The organism is Paenibacillus sp. MCAF9 (assembly GCF_052114265.1).
Taxonomy (GTDB): Bacteria; Bacillota; Bacilli; order Paenibacillales; family Paenibacillaceae; genus Pristimantibacillus.
Map to the genome: position 1 here is coordinate 20313 of NZ_JBFREL010000006.1, position 17470 is coordinate 37782.

General features: G+C 44.8%; 17 protein-coding genes. 4 read left to right on the forward strand and 13 right to left on the reverse strand.

What is annotated here, in order from left to right:
• Window positions 1-36: 36 nt before the first annotated feature.
• Window positions 37-1761, reverse strand: a complete 1725-nt coding sequence (acsA, locus tag AB4Z45_RS12290; protein ID WP_076268238.1) for an acetate--CoA ligase — start codon at window positions 1759-1761, stop codon at window positions 37-39.
• Between the two features lie 242 nt (window positions 1762-2003).
• Here acsA and AB4Z45_RS12295 point away from each other — a divergent pair, with 242 nt between their 5' ends.
• Together AB4Z45_RS12295 and AB4Z45_RS12300 are read left to right on the forward strand one after the other, a co-directional pair.
• Window positions 2004-2639, forward strand: coding sequence for a GNAT family N-acetyltransferase (locus tag AB4Z45_RS12295; protein WP_339208805.1), 636 nt, complete (start codon window positions 2004-2006; stop codon window positions 2637-2639).
• Window positions 2640-2840: 201 nt separating this feature from the next.
• Window positions 2841-4016 (forward strand): acetoin utilization protein AcuC, encoded by a 1176-nt coding sequence (locus tag AB4Z45_RS12300; protein WP_441909562.1) that lies wholly within the window; start codon window positions 2841-2843, stop codon window positions 4014-4016.
• A gap of 78 nt (window positions 4017-4094) precedes the next feature.
• On the opposite strand, the gene AB4Z45_RS12305 is transcribed toward AB4Z45_RS12300, so the two are convergent.
• The 4 genes from AB4Z45_RS12305 to AB4Z45_RS12320 form a co-directional block, all read right to left on the reverse strand.
• Window positions 4095-4793, reverse strand: coding sequence for a 5'-methylthioadenosine/adenosylhomocysteine nucleosidase (locus AB4Z45_RS12305; RefSeq protein WP_076268235.1), 699 nt, complete (start codon window positions 4791-4793; stop codon window positions 4095-4097).
• Window positions 4794-4798: 5 nt separating this feature from the next.
• Complete coding sequence (gene ccpA, locus AB4Z45_RS12310; RefSeq protein WP_441909564.1) at window positions 4799-5803, reverse strand: catabolite control protein A; 1005 nt, start codon at window positions 5801-5803, stop codon at window positions 4799-4801.
• A 140-nt stretch (window positions 5804-5943) separates the two neighbouring features.
• Window positions 5944-6327, reverse strand: coding sequence for a hypothetical protein (locus AB4Z45_RS12315; RefSeq protein ID WP_441909566.1), 384 nt, complete (start codon window positions 6325-6327; stop codon window positions 5944-5946).
• Window positions 6328-6515: 188 nt separating this feature from the next.
• Window positions 6516-6953, reverse strand: a complete 438-nt coding sequence (locus AB4Z45_RS12320; protein WP_441909568.1) for a VanZ family protein — start codon at window positions 6951-6953, stop codon at window positions 6516-6518.
• Window positions 6954-7005: 52 nt separating this feature from the next.
• On the opposite strand from AB4Z45_RS12320, the gene AB4Z45_RS12325 reads away from it, so the two are divergent.
• Complete coding sequence (locus AB4Z45_RS12325; protein ID WP_076268231.1) at window positions 7006-7536, forward strand: type 1 glutamine amidotransferase domain-containing protein; 531 nt, start codon at window positions 7006-7008, stop codon at window positions 7534-7536.
• Here AB4Z45_RS12325 and ptsP read toward each other — a convergent pair.
• The 6 genes from ptsP to AB4Z45_RS12355 all read right to left on the reverse strand — a co-directional run bounded on the left by ptsP (window position 7533) and on the right by AB4Z45_RS12355 (window position 14555).
• A complete protein-coding gene (gene ptsP / locus AB4Z45_RS12330) occupies window positions 7533-9275 on the reverse strand; it encodes a phosphoenolpyruvate--protein phosphotransferase (RefSeq protein WP_076268230.1) in 1743 nt (580 codons plus the stop codon). The genes AB4Z45_RS12325 and ptsP overlap by 4 nt on opposite strands.
• Window positions 9272-11158, reverse strand: a complete 1887-nt coding sequence (locus tag AB4Z45_RS12335) for a glucose PTS transporter subunit IIA (RefSeq protein ID WP_441909569.1) — start codon at window positions 11156-11158, stop codon at window positions 9272-9274. Before AB4Z45_RS12335 ends, ptsP begins: the two co-directional genes overlap by 4 nt.
• Before the next feature lie 246 nt (window positions 11159-11404).
• On the reverse strand, window positions 11405-12046 hold the full coding sequence (locus AB4Z45_RS12340) for a hypothetical protein (protein ID WP_441909571.1): 642 nt from the start codon (window positions 12044-12046) through the stop codon (window positions 11405-11407).
• Window positions 12047-12183: 137 nt separating this feature from the next.
• On the reverse strand, window positions 12184-12618 hold the full coding sequence (locus AB4Z45_RS12345) for a CoA-binding protein (protein ID WP_441909572.1): 435 nt from the start codon (window positions 12616-12618) through the stop codon (window positions 12184-12186).
• 54 nt (window positions 12619-12672) lie between these two features.
• On the reverse strand, window positions 12673-13968 hold the full coding sequence (gene aroA / locus AB4Z45_RS12350) for a 3-phosphoshikimate 1-carboxyvinyltransferase (protein WP_441909574.1): 1296 nt from the start codon (window positions 13966-13968) through the stop codon (window positions 12673-12675).
• 77 nt (window positions 13969-14045) lie between these two features.
• The gene (locus AB4Z45_RS12355) at window positions 14046-14555 is read right to left on the reverse strand and encodes a shikimate kinase (protein ID WP_441909576.1); all 510 of its coding nucleotides are present in this window, start codon (window positions 14553-14555) and stop codon (window positions 14046-14048) included.
• 160 nt (window positions 14556-14715) lie between these two features.
• Here AB4Z45_RS12355 and AB4Z45_RS12360 point away from each other — a divergent pair, with 160 nt between their 5' ends.
• The gene (locus tag AB4Z45_RS12360) at window positions 14716-15039 is read left to right on the forward strand and encodes a hypothetical protein (protein WP_441909577.1); all 324 of its coding nucleotides are present in this window, start codon (window positions 14716-14718) and stop codon (window positions 15037-15039) included.
• A gap of 12 nt (window positions 15040-15051) precedes the next feature.
• On the opposite strand, the gene gndA is transcribed toward AB4Z45_RS12360, so the two are convergent.
• Both gndA and AB4Z45_RS12370 read right to left on the reverse strand, forming a co-directional pair.
• Complete coding sequence (gndA, locus tag AB4Z45_RS12365; RefSeq protein WP_441909579.1) at window positions 15052-16464, reverse strand: NADP-dependent phosphogluconate dehydrogenase; 1413 nt, start codon at window positions 16462-16464, stop codon at window positions 15052-15054.
• 284 nt (window positions 16465-16748) lie between these two features.
• Window positions 16749-17345, reverse strand: a complete 597-nt coding sequence (locus AB4Z45_RS12370) for a hypothetical protein (protein ID WP_076268222.1) — start codon at window positions 17343-17345, stop codon at window positions 16749-16751.
• Window positions 17346-17470 lie beyond the last annotated feature (125 nt).

Here is a 17470-nt window from a genome sequence, read left to right on the forward strand (position 1 = left end):
ATCTGATCAGGAGCCATCCTCTTTTTTATATTTTGGTTAGTCTTCAATTGTGGACAAATCGCCCGTTGGCAGGTTCAACTCCCACGCTTTCAGCACTCGACGCATAATTTTGCCGCTTCGTGTTTTGGGAAGCTTATCCTTAAATTCAATTTCTCTTGGTGCCGCATGGGCGGATAAGCCTACTTTTACGAATTGTGAAATCTCAAGCTTCAATTCGTCCGAGGCCACATAGCCTTCGCGGAGCGCAATAAAAGCTTTAATGATTTCTCCACGCATCGGATCTGGTTTGCCGATGACCCCCGCTTCTGCTACAGCCGGATGCTCAACCAGCTTGCTCTCAACCTCAAACGGGCCTACTCTCTCGCCTGCTGTATTGATTACATCATCGATACGGCCTTGGAACCAGAAGTAGCCATCTTCGTCCATATAGGCGGAATCTCCAGAGATATACCAGCCTTTAAGATAAAAATATTCCTCATACTTAGAAGGATTATTCCATACCTTGCGCATCATGGATGGCCAAGGCACATGTATTGCTAAATTGCCCATACGATATGGAGGCACCTCATTGCCGCTATCATCGATAATAGCAGCTTTCACGCCTGGCAACGGCTTGCCCATCGATCCTGGCTTAATATCCATACTTGGATAGTTGCAAATCAATTGGCCGCCTGTCTCCGTCATCCACCATGTATCATGAATGCGTTGGCCGTAAACCTTCATGCCCCATCTTACGACCTCTGGGTTAAGCGGTTCGCCTACGCTTAGAACATGCCGCAAGCTTGTAAGATCAAACTGCTGTGATATTTCGTCACCTGCACCCATTAACATACGGAATGCCGTAGGCGCGCTATACCATACCGTAACGCCGTATTTCTGAATGACGCTATACCAATCGCTTGGACTAAAGCGTCCGCCTCGTATGACGTTTGTAGCGCCGTTAAGCCACGGTGCAAAGATGCCATAAGAAGTGCCAGTAACCCAGCCTGGATCTGCAGTGCACCAATATATATCATTTTCTTTCAAATCAAGTACTATTTGACCCGTATACATATGCTGAATCATCGCATTTTGTACATGGTAGACACCTTTTGGTTTGCCGGTTGAGCCGGACGTATAATGCAAAATGAGACCATCCTCGCGCTCCAGCCATTCAATTTCAGCCTCGTCGGACGCTGCAGCCATCTCTTCTGCAAAATCAACAATATTCTCTTCCTTAGCTAAATCCTTGCCGAATACGATTACATGCTTTAAATTCGGCAGCTCATCTCGCTTAATTCTTTTGAGAAGAGCAGGCGTTGTAATAATAGCAGTAGCTTCGCTATCCAAAAGTCTGTCCTTTACCGCTGTCTCCATGAATGCTTCGAATAGCGGACCAACAACCGCGCCGACCTTCAAAGCACCAAGCGCGCTAAAATAAAGCTCAGGCGTTCTCGGCATAAAGATGAAGACACGCTCGCCTTTGGAAATGCCAAGCTTGCGCAAGACATTTGCAAAACGATTGGATTGTTTGCTCAGTTGTTCGAAGGTGTAAGATTCATCCCGCTCACTATCGCTATAGTAAAGGGCGATTTTATCGCCTTTTCCTTGCTCGACATGACGGTCAATGGCCTCATACGCCATATTTACTTTTCCAGTTGTGTACCAGCTAAATTGACTTTCAATTTGACTCCATTCAAAGGAATTAATCGCTTCTTCATAATTCGGTAAGTTCGAATTTTGCGCAGTCGCTGGAATTCGTTCTTGATGTAAGTTGATCATACTATCACTCTCCCATCAAATCTGTGTTTCTACTTTGTAAGAATACGCTTTCAAAACGAAGTCGTAACTTGAGGCAAACAAGCCGACAACAACTCGCGCATCCCATGATCTTAAACCGCCAAACTTATTATAACATAACCTTTTTCTATTCGACTACGCTTTTCATTTAGTAAAATGTTTGTTATAAAGAGTAATAGAGGATTGTGTTTAAGCAGCAATTTAACAGCAAAGGGGGGGCAGCCTTGGAACATCGAAAGCGTTTGCAGCGAGAGCAGCTCGTTTTGGACGCAAGTCGTGAACTTATTTTGGAAGGACCAGTACCGCCCGATCAGTTAGCCAACATGACGATGCACAAATCGCTGGATGCATTCCGCAGACCAAACGAGCAGCATGTTGCGCTCGTTGAAATTGCCGGCCTAGAAGAAGGAAGAATTATTTTAGCGCGTGAAGGCTCGGTCATCGTTGGATACGTTACCTTCCACTATGCGGACGAGCTTGAGCGCTGGTCAGAAGGCGGAATGACGGATTTAATCGAGCTCGGCGCCATCGAAGTTGCAGATGATTATCGCGGCCTTGGCTTAGGAAAACGAATGATTCAGCTCGCCTTCGCCGAGGAGCAATTAGAAAATATGATTGTATTTACGACAGAGTATTATTGGCATTGGGATCTTGAGGGTACGAAGCTGAATGTGTGGGATTATCGCAAAATGATGGAAAAATTGATGCAATCCGTCGGAATGATTTGGTACGCCACAGATGACCCCGAAATTTGCTCCCATCCCGCGAATTGTCTTATGGTCCGTATCGGCACAGAGGTCCCGCTAAGCTCGGTAGAACATTTTGACACAGTACGTTTTCGGCAGAGATTTATGTATTAAGGTTTTGCTTACGATGCTGGTTTGCTCCGCAAACCTAAGTTAATGCTTACGATGCTGGTTTGCTCCGCAAACCTAAGTTACGCTTACGATGCTGGTTTGCTCCGCAAACCTAAGTTTATGCTTACGATGCAGGTTTGCTGCGCAAACCTAAGTTTATGCTTACGATGCAGGTTTGCTGCGCAAACCTTAAGGAGGATAGGAATGGCTTCTGACTCTATTTTCATCTATCATTCGGATACTAGCGGATATAAATTCGGTGAGGAGCATCCTTTCGATCCGCTGCGGCTTGCTCTAACGATCGATCTGCTCAAAGAAGTTGATGCATTGTATGATGAGGATATCCAGCCTCCTGCAGTGTATTCCGAGGATGAGCTGCTGTCACTCGTCCATAGAACCGACTATTTGGACGCTGTTAAGCAATTGAGTGAAGCCGAAATCGATGATAACAGCGTACTTGCACAGCAGTTTGGACTACACACAGAAGACACTCCTTATTTCCCAGGCATGCACAAGGCAGCAATGTCCATCGTCAGAGGCTCTGTGACGGCCGCTGAGCTTGTTATGACGGGTCAAGCCAAGCATGCCTACCATCTTGCCGGAGGATTGCATCACGCCTTCCCTGACCGCGCCTCAGGCTTCTGTGTTTACAACGATGCAGCAGTCGCTATTAAGCATATCCGTCAAACGTATGGGGCAAAAGTGCTTTATATTGATACGGATGTCCATCACGGGGACGGTGTTCAGTGGGTTTTCTATGATGATCCAGACGTATGCACCTATTCGATCCATGAAACGGGAAAATTTCTGTTTCCAGGTACAGGCTACGTGCACGAAAAAGGCACAGACCATGGTTTTGGCGCTTGCTTTAACGTGCCGTTAGAACCGTACACAGAGGATGAATCCTGGCTGGAGAGCTTTAATATTACGTTGCGCAAAATCATTTCGGCCTTCAAACCTGATGTCATTATTAGTCAGCACGGCTGCGATGCTCATGCCTTTGACCCGCTCTCTCATATTCATTGCAGCATGCGAATATATGCCCAAATTCCTGCTATCATCCATGAATTAGCCCATACCTATACCGATGGCCGCTGGATTGCGTTAGGCGGCGGCGGTTATGATATTTTCCGCGTCGTTCCAAGAGCTTGGTCTTTAGTATGGCTTACAATGATTGATCACCCTATTGCACATGCGATTGCAGCTGGTGAAGAAGCTAGGCTTCCAGACCGCTGGTTGAGTCATTGGGAATCCATTAGCCCTCACAAGCTTCCTACGCATTGGATGGACGATCCCGAAGATATTGAGCCTATGCCTAGACGAATCGAAATTACGAATAAAAACAGAATGATGCAGCAGATCGTTATTCAAGATCTGTAATCCGATTACAGCGTCATGCTCGCATAAAAAAAGAACCAGTTCCGATGTTGGCATCAGAGCTGGTTCTTTGTATTTCGTTTAAATATTTTGCATGATATCATCAATAATTTGATAAGAATTGTTGGAGGCGATTACCGTAAATTCTGGAAAGTTCACATGAGCCGATCCATCCGCTTTGTCAGACATCGAACGAATAATGACAAATGGTGTATTATTCATATCGCATACTTGAGCGACTGAGGCGCCTTCCATCTCCGCGCAAGCGCCTTGCAGCTTCTCGTGAAGCAGCTTGACCGACTCGCGGCTGGCAATGAATTGATCGCCCGACAGCACTTTGCCCTGTATGCTGCGTCCTGAGAATAAACGATTGCTAGCTGCAGAAGCCAGCTCAATTAATCTCTCGTCTGCAGGAAATTCTGATCTTGGATGAAAAGGAATCGTTCCAAGAGCAAATCCTAGTGGTGTACAGTCCATATCATGCTGGACACAGCTCGTCGAAACGACGATATCTCCAATGTTAAGCTGCGGATCAACTGCACCGGCAACGCCGGTGAACAGAACGCAATCAGCACCAAGATCAAGTAAAATTTGCGTGCAAACCGCAGCATTTACTTTCCCTACACCTGATTTGCAATAAATGATCGTTTTGCCATGAAGTGTGCCTTCATAATATGTAATACCTGCTTTAGTAACCTCAGACACTACGTTTACATGCTCATGCAGCAATTCAATTTCTTCAGCCATAGCGCCAATAATTCCAATTTTATTAAACGACATTTCTTTTATATTCCTCCAACCGATTGACGCACGATAATCTCATGCGGCAGCACAACTTTGGATTGATCTACATTTTCTTTCTTCATCAGCTTTGTCAGCAAACGCATCGATACCGCGCCAATATCATACATTGGCTGTGCAACAGCTGTAAGCTGTGGACGAACCATGGATGCCATACGGCTGTTATCAACACTAATGACAGATATATCATCCGGTACTCTTAAGCCGGAATCCTGAATGCTGTGAATTGCGCCGATCGCCATTTCATCCGTTGCGGAGAACACAGCTGTTGGACGCTCGTCCAGCTCAATGAAATATTTCATCGCTTCTGCGCCTGATTCATAACGGTAGTTGCCCGTACGAACTAAAGCATCATCATAAGCGATACCTGCTGCTTCAAGTGCACGCTTATAGCCTTGGAATCTTGCATAACCAATGGATGGATCTTGCAGTGTTCCGCTGATCATTGCAATTCTTCTATGTCCTTGCTCATACAAGTTTTGTACAGCATCGAACGCAGCATCCTCGTGGTTGATGTCAACAGATGGAATTTGTCCGCTCTCATCAGAAGTTGCACAAAGTACAATCGGAACATTAGCCGTCTTAAATGCTTGCAAATGCTYTTCCGTCACTGCCCCGCCCATAAATAGCAAGCCGTCTACTTGCTTCTCAAGAAGTGTATTGATAACACGGATTTCTTTATCTTTTTTCTTATCCGCGTTACACAAAATAATATTGTAATGATACATATTCGCGATATCTTCAATTCCGCGTGCTACTTCAGCAAAAATAGCATTTGAAATATCAGGTATAACTACGCCCACCGTCGTTGTTTTCTTACTTGCCAAGCCCCTTGCTACGGCATTTGGACGATATCCTAGGCGCTCTATTGCTTCATATACTTTTTTGCGTGTTGCTGGTTTCACATTGGGATTATTGTTCACAACCCGAGAAACCGTAGCCATTGATACTCCTGCTTCTCTTGCTACATCATAAATGGTTACCGTCACAGTGTTTCTCTCCATTAGCTCAGATTTTATAATTACGCACGACGCATATTAACGTTATCATACGACAAAATATTTCTTTTCGCAATGTTGACGCATGTTTCACTCATCTGCACGTCTTGTAAAATCAATAATCTGAGCTTCTATGTAAGCAACGTTCGACGGCTTATTTGCTCAAGTCTCTTTTTCAAATCCAAAATCCATGCTTCATCGTTAAGCGTTTGAGCAAGCAAATACAAATCAAGTAGCTTATTGATTCTCTGCTCGACCAATCTCTCGAATCCGATGCGATCCGTCTGCTGTTTGTCTGCCTTTGCCTCTACCAAAATGCTAGCCCACTCGTTGCATTCATTAAAAAGGAATGTCTGCTTGTCTGGTTGAGCCCCCAATTGTGCTATTAAACCTGATAAATCAGGTTTTACTTCCGGAAATACTTCACTGCGATTGCAGGCTGTGCAAGAATATATAGGAACGTTATCGATCTCAACCTTCCCTGAGTAAATAACTGTGCGCAGTTTCATCTTCATGATGTCGCCACAATGACAACTCTTATGCAAAGTGGTCCACTCCTTCATAGTAGCAGCTATCGTAACAACCATAGCTTTCAGAGTAATAATGTATAATTGATTCGACTATTTTCGCACAAATTCCTGCATGCACAACCTTGTAATTTTTACTACTAAAATCACACTCAAAATTGACCACTAAATGCTAGTTATGGCGCAACTTTTCTCCATATTTTCCTTACTGGCGGCACAGCTGCAACAATCGTCCAAATCGCTGCTCCGATAAGATCATTCCTCACATCCATAACGTCCGGCATTCTGCCGCCAACAAAAGACTGATGATATTCATCTGTAATTCCATATAAACCACAAATAAGTACAATAACGACCTTCATCCAAAATCGGTCGCCCCTCTTGCCAATGCCGTAGTCTATCGTAAGTGCAAGTATGAAGTAGGAAACAAAATGGCCCCAATTAAAACCTTCCATAAAGGGGAAAAACTTTTGAAAGAAAGGGAGAAAGGTATTTATCTCATCACCTGTTCTCGAAGATAGCGCAAATATAACAGCCATCCATGCAATAGCCGGCAAAAAGCGCAGCAGCCTAACGTATGAAAATGATTTAGAATAACTCTCCGTTTGCTTCATTGTTTCTCCTTCGTTACAATAATAGAGATCTTTACTAGATGGAGGGAAAAATATGCCGTTACAAAATAAAACCGTCATCTGCTTGCTAGACGACGAATTTGAGGATTTGGAGCTATGGTATCCCGTATATCGTGCGCGCGAAGCTGGTGCGACCGTTTTATATGCTGGGCCTGAAAAAGGTAAAACACATATCGGAAAATATGGTGTGCCTGCTGTAGCTGATTTGTCATTTGATGAAGTAAATAGCGAAGACATTATCGGTTTATTGGTTCCAGGCGGCTGGGCACCTGATAAGCTTCGCCGTTATCCTAAAGTTCTCCAGCTCGTACAAGAACTGAACGCCGCCGACAAACCGATCGGCCAAATTTGTCATGCAGGCTGGGTACTCATTTCGGCGAAAATATTGGAGGGGCGCAAAGTCACTTCAACACCTGGCATTCGAGATGACATGGAAAATGCAGGAGCGACATGGTTCGATGAAGCAGTCGTTGTTGATGGAAACCTCATTTCCGCACGCCGTCCGCCTGATCTTCCTCCTTATGCAAAAGCGTTTGTAGATGCACTTGTACAGCGAATGGGTTAACCATTCGCTGTTTTTTTGTCCAAGCGCTCCATAAAACCAGTTAGCTGCTCCAATATTTCTGTACTTGTACGGCAATGATGCAGCTGCTGAAATACCTCATGGCTTTCTTCTTGTGAAGTGAAGAGCAGCCTTTCCTTGATGGGCAAAATTGAATGCGAAGACATGCTCAGCTCATCTACATCAAGGCTTAGCCAAATCGGCAGCGCTCTTAGATCCCCTGCAAGCTCGCCGCACACGCCAACTGTTATCCCGCTCCGTTTTGCCGCTTCCACCGTCATGCGCAGCATTCGAATGAGCGCTGGATGGTAAGGCTCATACAAATGTGCGATTTCCTCATTCATACGATCCACAGCTAACGTAAACTGTACCAAATCATTCGTGCCGATACTAAAGAAATCAACCTCTTCCGCGAGTAAATCAGCGATCATAACTGCGGCAGGAACTTCAATCATAATTCCGATCTTCATCCCTTTATCATAGGGATACCCAGCTGCTTCAAGCTCAAGCTTCGCTTCGTTTAATACTGCATTTGCAGCACGAACTTCATCGACAGATGAAATAAGCGGATACATAAGCTTTACTTGACCGTAATGACTTGCCCGCAAAATAGCACGAAGCTGCGTTTTGAACAAATCTTTACGATCCAGCGATATCCGAATGGCTCTGTAACCTAGAAAAGGATTGTCTTCCTCTGGCAGGTCAAAATAATCGAGCTGCTTGTCACCGCCGACATCCAGCGTTCGGATGACGAGCGGCTCACCCTCAAGTCGTTCGGCTACGCTGCGATATACCTCAAACTGTTCTTCTTCCTTTGGAAACCGATTTCGATCCATGTACAAAAATTCCGTACGGAACAGCCCAACTCCATGCGCTCCACTCGACATCGCAATTTCCAGCTCTTTGTAGGAGCTAATATTCGCTGCAAGCTCCAGCCTTTTGCCATCAGGCGTTACCGGGCGATGTCCTGCAATGCCATGCAGTCTTTTTTTTGCTTCCGATTGATGAGAGTGCAGCTCTGTGTAATAGTCAATAACTTGCTGAACAGGATCGATAAACACAGTGCCGTCATTGCCGTCAATAACTAGCGTTTGCCCTGTTTGAATAGGCTCAACTAACCTCGTCTCTACACCAACAACAAGAGGTACGCCGAGCGCTCTAGCCATAATAGCTGAATGTGAAGTTTTGCTGCCAGCAAGGGTCACAATGCCGAGCACATGCTGCGGATTAATATGTGCTAGCTGAGAAGGAGACAACTCTTTAGCAATCAATATAAATGGCTGCGTATCTGAAGGCAGTGTAATTTCTGGCGCTCCCAGCAGATGCTTCAGCAATCGATTGCCCACATCCTTAATATCTAGCGCCCGTTCTTTCATGTACTCATCGTCAAGCAGATCAAACATCGTAACAAAATGATCAATAGCTTCCTTAACAGCAACCTCAGCCGCTTTGTACTGGCGTTGGATAATACCTTGGATTTCATTCATAAAGACAGGATCGTCCAAAATGGCTATATGAGCATCGAATATATGTGTTTCCTCTGAACCGACAACATCTCGCAGATCATCTTTAATCTGTTCAATTTCAGACTTAGAGGTACGAATGCCTTCGTATACACGTTCGAACTCGCGGGCAAAATCAGCTACATCGATTTTTTGCTCCGGTAACTCCCATTCCCAATTCGGAAGCACAAACGATCTCCCAATCGCTATGCCTGCTGACGCCCCTATTCCTTGAATCATTGTGTTTCCCCTCCACCGTTTCTCTCTTTAAGTACAACAGACAATACCGAGGACTGCCCCTTTTTCACCGCTTTGAAAGGTGCAAATCGCCATGAGTGAACAAGATCAGAATTTGTTATGACCATAGGAGTAGCAAGAGATTTGCTCTCCTTTCGAACTCGCTGCAAATCAAATTTTATAAGCATCATGCCTGGCGTAACTTCGTCCCCTTCTTTAACGAGCGCATTAAAATACGCTTTGCCAGCCAGACGTGAAGTATCAATGCCTATATGAAGCAGAACCTCAAGCCCCTCAGGAGTAAGAATGCCGATCGCATGCATCGTCGGATAAATATGCATCACCTTGCCCTTAACCGGCGATACAAGCTCTCCTTTCTCTGGTATAAATGCGACGCCTTGTCCGACGAGTTTGCCCGCAAATATCGGATCAGGCACCTCATCAAGCGGAATCATGCGGCCTTGCATCGGCGAATGGAACAAAACTTGTGCTTGATCACGATGAATAGTTTTGATCATCTCTTCACGGATGAGTTCGGAATACGTGCCAAATACGACCTGAACATGTCCGCCGCCTAATTTGATTACGCCTGCAGCGCCTAGATTCCGAAGTGCATTTATGTCGAGCAGCTTATCGTTGGAAACTTTAAGCCGCAGTCTTGTAATACAGGACTCCATCTTTTCTATATTTTGTTTACCGCCAATGGCTTGCAAAATAAGTGGTGCACGATAAGGGATATCGCCTGCCCATTCATCAAGCTGTGAGCCTTCCTCACGACCTGGTGTCGGAATCCGAAATCTTCGTATCGCCCAGCGAAACAAAAAGTAATAAACGAAGCCAACAACGATGCCGATCGGTATGATTAGCCAACCTCGCGTTGCCAAATGCTCGTTGATAACATAATCTATGGCTCCTGCTGAGAAGGAGAATCCGTGCTTAATGCCAAGCTCATAAGTAACCCACATGATAATGCCTGACAATATCGCATGGACGACGTATAAATAAGGAGCAACAAACAAAAATGCGAACTCTACCGGCTCAGTAACGCCAGTTAGAAATGACGCAAGCGCTGCGTACATAAACGTTTTTCGAATTTTCGGCTTTAAATCCTCGCGCGCTTCGTGAATAATCGCGAATGCGATGGCTGGCAAAGCGAACATCATCGTCGGATAAAGACCAGCCATAAACGAGCCGGCAGTAGGATCGCCAGCGAAGAAACGCGGAAGATCGCCATACACCATCTGTCCTGAAGCTGTTTCAAAGCTGCCAATTTGAAACCAGAATACATGGCTGACCAAATGATGCAAACCGAATACAACCAAAATCCGGTGTACAAATCCGTATAAAAATACGCCGAAACCGCCACCCGATTCAACAATTTCACCCAGATTTATCATCATGCTTTGTAAATAAGGCGCAATATTGATCATAGCTATTGAGAACAACAAACTAACAACACTTACAAATAACGGTACAAACCGCGGTCCGCCAAAAAATTGTATGTATTCCGGTAATTTTAAGCTTTTAAACCTCTCATGGCTCACGCCTGAAATAATTCCTATAAGTGTACCAATGAGCACGGTTGGCTCAATCGGCACCTCTGCCGACCCTGTAATACCGCTATAAATAGCCATACCTACAAGAGCAGCCATCCCTGCTGCGAGAGCATTACCCGTTAAGCCTAGTGAGATGCCAAGCGCAAAAATATATGGTAAATATGTAAAAATCGTTTCGCTTGCAGCTAATAAATAGCCTTCCATTCCTGGCAGGCCAAAGTACTCCCATGGCAGCTTGCTTAAACTCAAAAATATAGCCGCACCTGGCAGGACAATCATCGGCAGCATGAATGCCCTACCAAGCTGCTGCAGGCTCCCAATGAAAACCATCTTGCACCTCCTTCAAGTTTTGCAAAGCAAAACTGACTTCGTAAGCATAAGCTTCAAGTTTTGCGAAGCAAAACTACTTCGTAAGCATAAGCTTCAAGTTTTGCAAAACAAAACTGACTTCGTAAGCATTATTCAACACATCTATATCGATGTTAAGCGTTTGCTGCGTTTTTGTCAAAGTAAAACGGCGAGCCTGTAAGGGCCCGCCGATGTTGATGATTCTTTTCTAATTGTATTAAAAAAGTGTTATCGATTACCGCCTGAATAAGGAGAAGAATTGACTGCACTCGTCGACTGCCAGCCTACATGAGAAATGACAGGCCCTGCATTTTGATAAGCATTCGTTGCTTCATATACAGGGTGGAGCGACGTGTTTGAGTGAGTTTGTGTCATACCGCCATATCCATTTTGGAATTGAGATTGGCCGTAACCTCCATAATTGGATGCTGCATGCTGAGCATACTGCGCCCCATTATTCGAGGATGGCTGGTAGTAGGAATGTTGTTGGTTATGCTCAGAACCAGCTTGATAACCTACATGTGCGATAACCGGACCTACGTTGCCAAACGCCGTTGCTGGCGATTGCGCGTAGCTGTGAACCGGTTGATGCGACATGAATGAATTGTTCGTTCCCACCGGATGCGTCATATTCGAATAGTTATTAGGAGCATAATGTTGTGTTTGCGCTCCTTGGCTATAAGCATTAGACGATTGGTAACCGCCTGGCGAGTTAGCAACAATCGAGTTCGTTTCTCTGCCAAAAGTCGGTTGGCTTAGCTGCCCTTGGTAATGTGATTGCACATGGCCAGATGGCTCAAATTGTGCATTTTGGTTAAGGAAGCTCTGTTGGCCTTGGTAATTACCCGGTTGTTGCGAAAACTGATTCACGTCGTGTCCTCCTTGAATTACAATCGTATTGTCTTCAAGTGAATGCCGCTTGTTTCGCTTTCTACATGCGAAAAACAAGTATGCAATCGCACTTGAAGCTTTCTTATTGTGTAGGAGTGACCTGTTTTTTATAACTGTTATCTTTTGGGTTTCCCGTTCGGAAGCAAGATGGAATCCTCCACTTTGATACAACGATCCATTATAACCTCTAGACCGCCTGCTGCAGCAATCGCAGCCGCTTCCTCGTTTGCAATGCCAAGCTGCAGCCAGAAGGTTTTTGCGCCGATGGCAACCGCCTCCTCAGCTACAGGCGGCGTATGCTCGCTTCTGCGAAAAACATTTACGATATCTACTGGCACGGGAATATCTTTTAGAGACGCATAACTTTTTTGTCCCAAGATTGAATCGGCGTTAGGATTAACAGGAATAATCGTATAGCCCTTCGCTTGCATCGCTTCGGATACCATATAGGAAACGCGCTCTGGATTGTCTGACAAGCCTACAACAGCTACCGTCATGCTATTCTCCAAAATACCCTTAATATGCTCGCGAGTTGGATTCTCAAATGCCATGATCATACCTCGATTCATTATTTTGTGAACAAGCTTCTAAACGTCAACTAATAATTAGCCTTCAATCCATTCAACCTTAGCGCCTAAAGCTTGCAAATGATCGAAGAATATCGGATAGGACTTCGCTACATGATGTGCATCACGAATTCGAATAGGCTGTTTCGCACGCAATCCAACGACCGATAATGCCATGATGACTCGGTGGTCGTAATGCGCATTGATTTCGACACCGCCCTCTACACCTTCAGGACGTCCATGCACGATAATCTCTGCTTGGCGTTCTTCGACATTGGCTCCAGCTTTTCTTAATTCATTCAAATAATCGGTAATGCGGTCACACTCTTTGTAACGCAAATTTTCTACATTATAAAATCTAGAGGTGCCTTCAGCAAAAACAGCCGCTGCAACCATTGCGAGTACTGCATCCGTTGCATGATCGCCATCGAACTCGACTGCTTTGAGCTTGCCATTGCCCTTCACGTGGACAATGCCATTCTCATGCGTAAGCGGAACTTCCATCATTTTCAACACATCAACGACAGCGCGTTCCCCTTGCTTGCTCTTCTCTTCCAAGCGGTGTACGATAACATCCGATTCCGTTACAGCCGCAGCTGCTAGAATGGCTGCAGACCCTGGATAGTCGCCTTGCACAGAATAAGTTTTTGCTTCATAGCTTTGACCGCCTGGAATGCGGAACCGCATATAGTCCTCATCTGCATGGATAACAATACCCGCTTGCTCCAATACTTCTAGTGTCTGGCCAACTACTACTTTTGACTTCAAATCATGTAGCACTTCAATTTCACTGTCCTCTTCGAGAAGAGGCGTCAAAAACAGCAGCGCACTCAAAAATTGCGAGCTTATGTTGCCTGAAACTTGAATTTTGCCGCCCTTTGGAGCGCCGCCTTTAATTCGAATAGGCAGCTTGCCTTCATTATGCTCAATAGAAACGCCCATCGCTGTCAAAGATTCAATGAGGTCGCTATGAGGTCGTTTACCTAGAGAATCTGGATAACGATTAATAAAGGTTACGTCTGGGCAAAGTGCCGCGATCGCCATCAAAAACCGCAAAACCGCACCTGCATTACCTACATCCAGCTGCTCAACTGGCTTAGGATTGCGGCCAATACCGGTAATAACGATTTTTTCCTCGTCTTCCTCTACCGTTGCTCCCAAATCCCGAATGCAGCGGCGCATTGCATCGCTGTCTTCACTGTGGGCTGGGAAATAAATCGTACTCGTTCCTTCAGCTAGAGCGGCTACCAGAAGGTAGCGAGTGGTATAATTTTTTGAAGAAAGCGCTTGAAGTTCACCTTCAAGCCTTGGCGTTGGTGTCACTAAAACGTCCATAGTTCGTATGATCTCCCTTTATAATAATTTATACACTTCTACAGCTAATCGGCTGATTGAGGTGATGATGATCTCAGTTATTTATGAAGCGACCATTGCTCGAGTATTGCAGCAACAACCTCTTCCACACTCATATTTGTCGTATCGATCGTAAAATGAGCAAAATCGTAAGCATGCTCACGCTGTTTAAGCAGCAGATTAACCCGCTCCTCTGCATCGCCTTGAAGCAAAGGCCGCTCTGTGTCCGTCTTTACCCGAGCGATGATTTGATCTGGACTCGCCTTTAAAGCGACGACAAAACCGTTTTTAAGCATTAGCTCACGATTAATGGGACTTAGCACTGCGCCGCCGCCTGTTGCAACCACACAGGTATCCTCGCGCTCCAAAATCGTTCCCAGCACTTTGGTTTCAATGATCCGGAAACCTGCTTCGCCATCCGTTGCGAAAATATCAGAAACCCGCTTGTTTTCCAGCCTTTCGATTTCTTCATCGCCGTCGATGCGCGTGCAGCCCACCTTCTCGGAAAGCAGCTTGCTGACGGTTGATTTGCCGGTTCCCATAAACCCGATAAGCACTAATTTACTCAATTGTTGCCTTCCCATCGTAACCGTTTCACCCTTTTCGTTCTTGTTAAACCAATTTTTCTACAATATCATATCATTTTTTTGTAATACTAGGGTATAAAAAAGTTATATATGCCGTATGGATGATAAAGATGTTTATTCGAGAATAGGAGTGACATTAGCGATGAACAGTGATCTTCAGTTGCCTGATCAGAGTCCAACTCAAAAACGCTTCAATCGTATTCTCGATCCTGACCATCCCCTTTGCCGGGAGGATGTGGTCTGGATGCTTGAATTTATTAAAAAAAAGGTGGCTGACGAAGATCCAGCCTTAAAGGATCTTACGCAGCCACGCTTATTGCAAAATTTTCATTTCTTTGCCGAAGCGGCCATGTCGCTCATCCATCGCAGACATTATTCCAATCAAGAGGCCGATCGGCTGCGCGACTGTTTGCGTCAAGCAGCTTATGGCTTAAATAAGGACAATCCTCGCGAGATGAGGAACTAATGGCTGATCTAATTAAGATTGCATCCAGTTAAAGTGGAAGCTTCCTTCTTTGTCCACACGTTTGAATGTGTGAGCACCGAAGTAGTCACGCTGCGCTTGAAGCAGGTTTGCAGGCAAACGCTCCGTACGGTAGCTGTCGAAGTAAGCAATTGCACTTGAGAATGCAGGAACCGGCACTCCGTTCGAAACTGCAGCGGAGATCACTTCACGCCAAGCCCCTTGGTACGACTCAACGATGTTTTGGAAATAAGAATCAAGCAAAAGGTTGCGCAGGTTAGGATCACGGTCGTAAGCGTCTTTGATGTTTTGCAGGAAGCGAGCACGGATAATGCAGCCGCCGCGGAAAATCATAGCGATTTCGCCGTAGTTAAGATCCCAGTTAAATTCTTCAGAAGCTGCACGCATTTGAGCAAATCCTTGAGCGTACGAGCAAATTTTACTTGCGAACAATGCTTTGCGAACAGATTCGATAAATGCTGCTCTGTCACCTTGGAAAGGTGTTTTTACAGGTCCGTTAAGTACTTTGCTTGCCGCAACGCGCTCTTCCTTCATAGCTGACAAGAAACGAGTAAATACGGATTCTGTAATGATAGAAAGCGGTACGCCAAGATCTAGCGAGCTTTGGCTTGTCCATTTTCCAGTACCTTTTTGACCAGCGGAATCCAAGATAACATCTACCATTGGCTTGCCTGTCTCAGGATCGTATTTGGAGAAGATATCTCTAGTAATTTCGATTAGGTAGCTGTCAAGCTCGCCTTTATTCCACTCGGAGAAAATTTCGTGCAGTTCTTCAGCACTAACATCAAGTACGTTTTTAAGCAGATCATAAGCTTCGCAAATCAGCTGCATATCGCCGTATTCGATTCCGTTATGTACCATTTTCACATAATGACCGGCGCCATCTGGTCCGATATATGTGCAGCAAGCATCGTCTCCAACTTTAGCTGAAATAGCAGTAAGAATAGGTTCAACCAGCTCGTAAGCGGATTTTTGTCCACCCGGCATGATAGAAGGTCCTTTTAGTGCTCCCTCTTCGCCGCCAGAAACGCCAGTTCCGATAAAACGGAAGCCTTTAGCTTCAAGATCTTTGCTGCGACGAACAGTATCAGGGAAATAAGCGTTGCCGCCATCGATGATGATATCGCCTTCAGCCAAATGTGGAACGAGTGAATCAATTGTTGCGTCTGTTCCTGCACCTGCTTGTACCATAATCAAAATTTTGCGGGGAACTTCCAATGATTGAACAAATTCCTCGATTGTATAAGTAGGAACAAGATTTTTTCCAACTGCTTCTTGAACAAGATCATCAGTCTTCTCGCGGGAACGGTTGAACACCGATACCGTGAAGCCTCTGCTTTCAATGTTAAGGGCAAGGTTTTTACCCATTACGGCTAATCCAATTACACCAATTTGCTGTTTTGACATCTGGTTCTTCCATCCTTCATCATCTATTTTGGGTCACAATAGTTTCATTTTACTCTTTTTGCGGCAAGAAGAAAACTGTCTGCAAGGAAAAATGTCGCAATAGTCGCATCAATAATATTGAGAGAACTAAAAAGTTTACCTTATATATACCTAAAAGCTTAGTCATTTTTATAATAAAAGGAGTCTTTTTTAATGGTAAATGAACAACATAAAAACGATCAAATGCTGTTAGAAGGCAGCTTTTGATCGTTTTTATGTTTTCAAATGGGGGCCAGCTTCTATCATCAGAGTTCCAATTGCAACATTTCCGAGCGAAGAGTATTCAGCCGCTCTTTAGACTCAGTAACCGCTTCCTCATCCTTGCTCTCTAGCGCGTCAAACAGCATTGATAGCTCATAATCCAGCTCATAACGCAGTACAACCGCTCTTTCCTCAGCGCGCTTTGATTGAAATGCTCTAATCATTTCTTCTATTGTAACGAAAGGCTTCTTCTGATAAATAATCCGATGTTCCATACCGGACACCTCCACGAGTCGTATAATCTCACCGAACATAATACTCTCAATGACGATTTGACGATCTTTAATTCGCTTCACAATCGCATGTCCACGTGTGTCATTAATCAGCTTTTCAATTAATTCTGACAGCTTCTCATCTTTAATAATGTAGTCCCCGACAATTTTGTAACGGTTCTTCATTCGCTGGAACTGAAGCTTAACGAGCTTGCGGCCAGTTCGAATGGATACAAGAAACTGTCCCTCCGTCTCACTCCAGTACAAGGAGTACCCTTCCTGAATAAGATCGCGGATGAGATTTTGGATTTGCCGCCGGTCAAATCGCAGCTCCAAATTGCAATATTCGACTTCATGGCTTTTGTTCACGGCAATCCCTCCCTTACCTCAGAATAGTTGACGAAATGTTCTGATAATTTGTTCTTACTTTTATCTTATACTCCATCTTATGTTATGGCAACTTGGATTATTGACTAATTTTACGCTTACAGCCG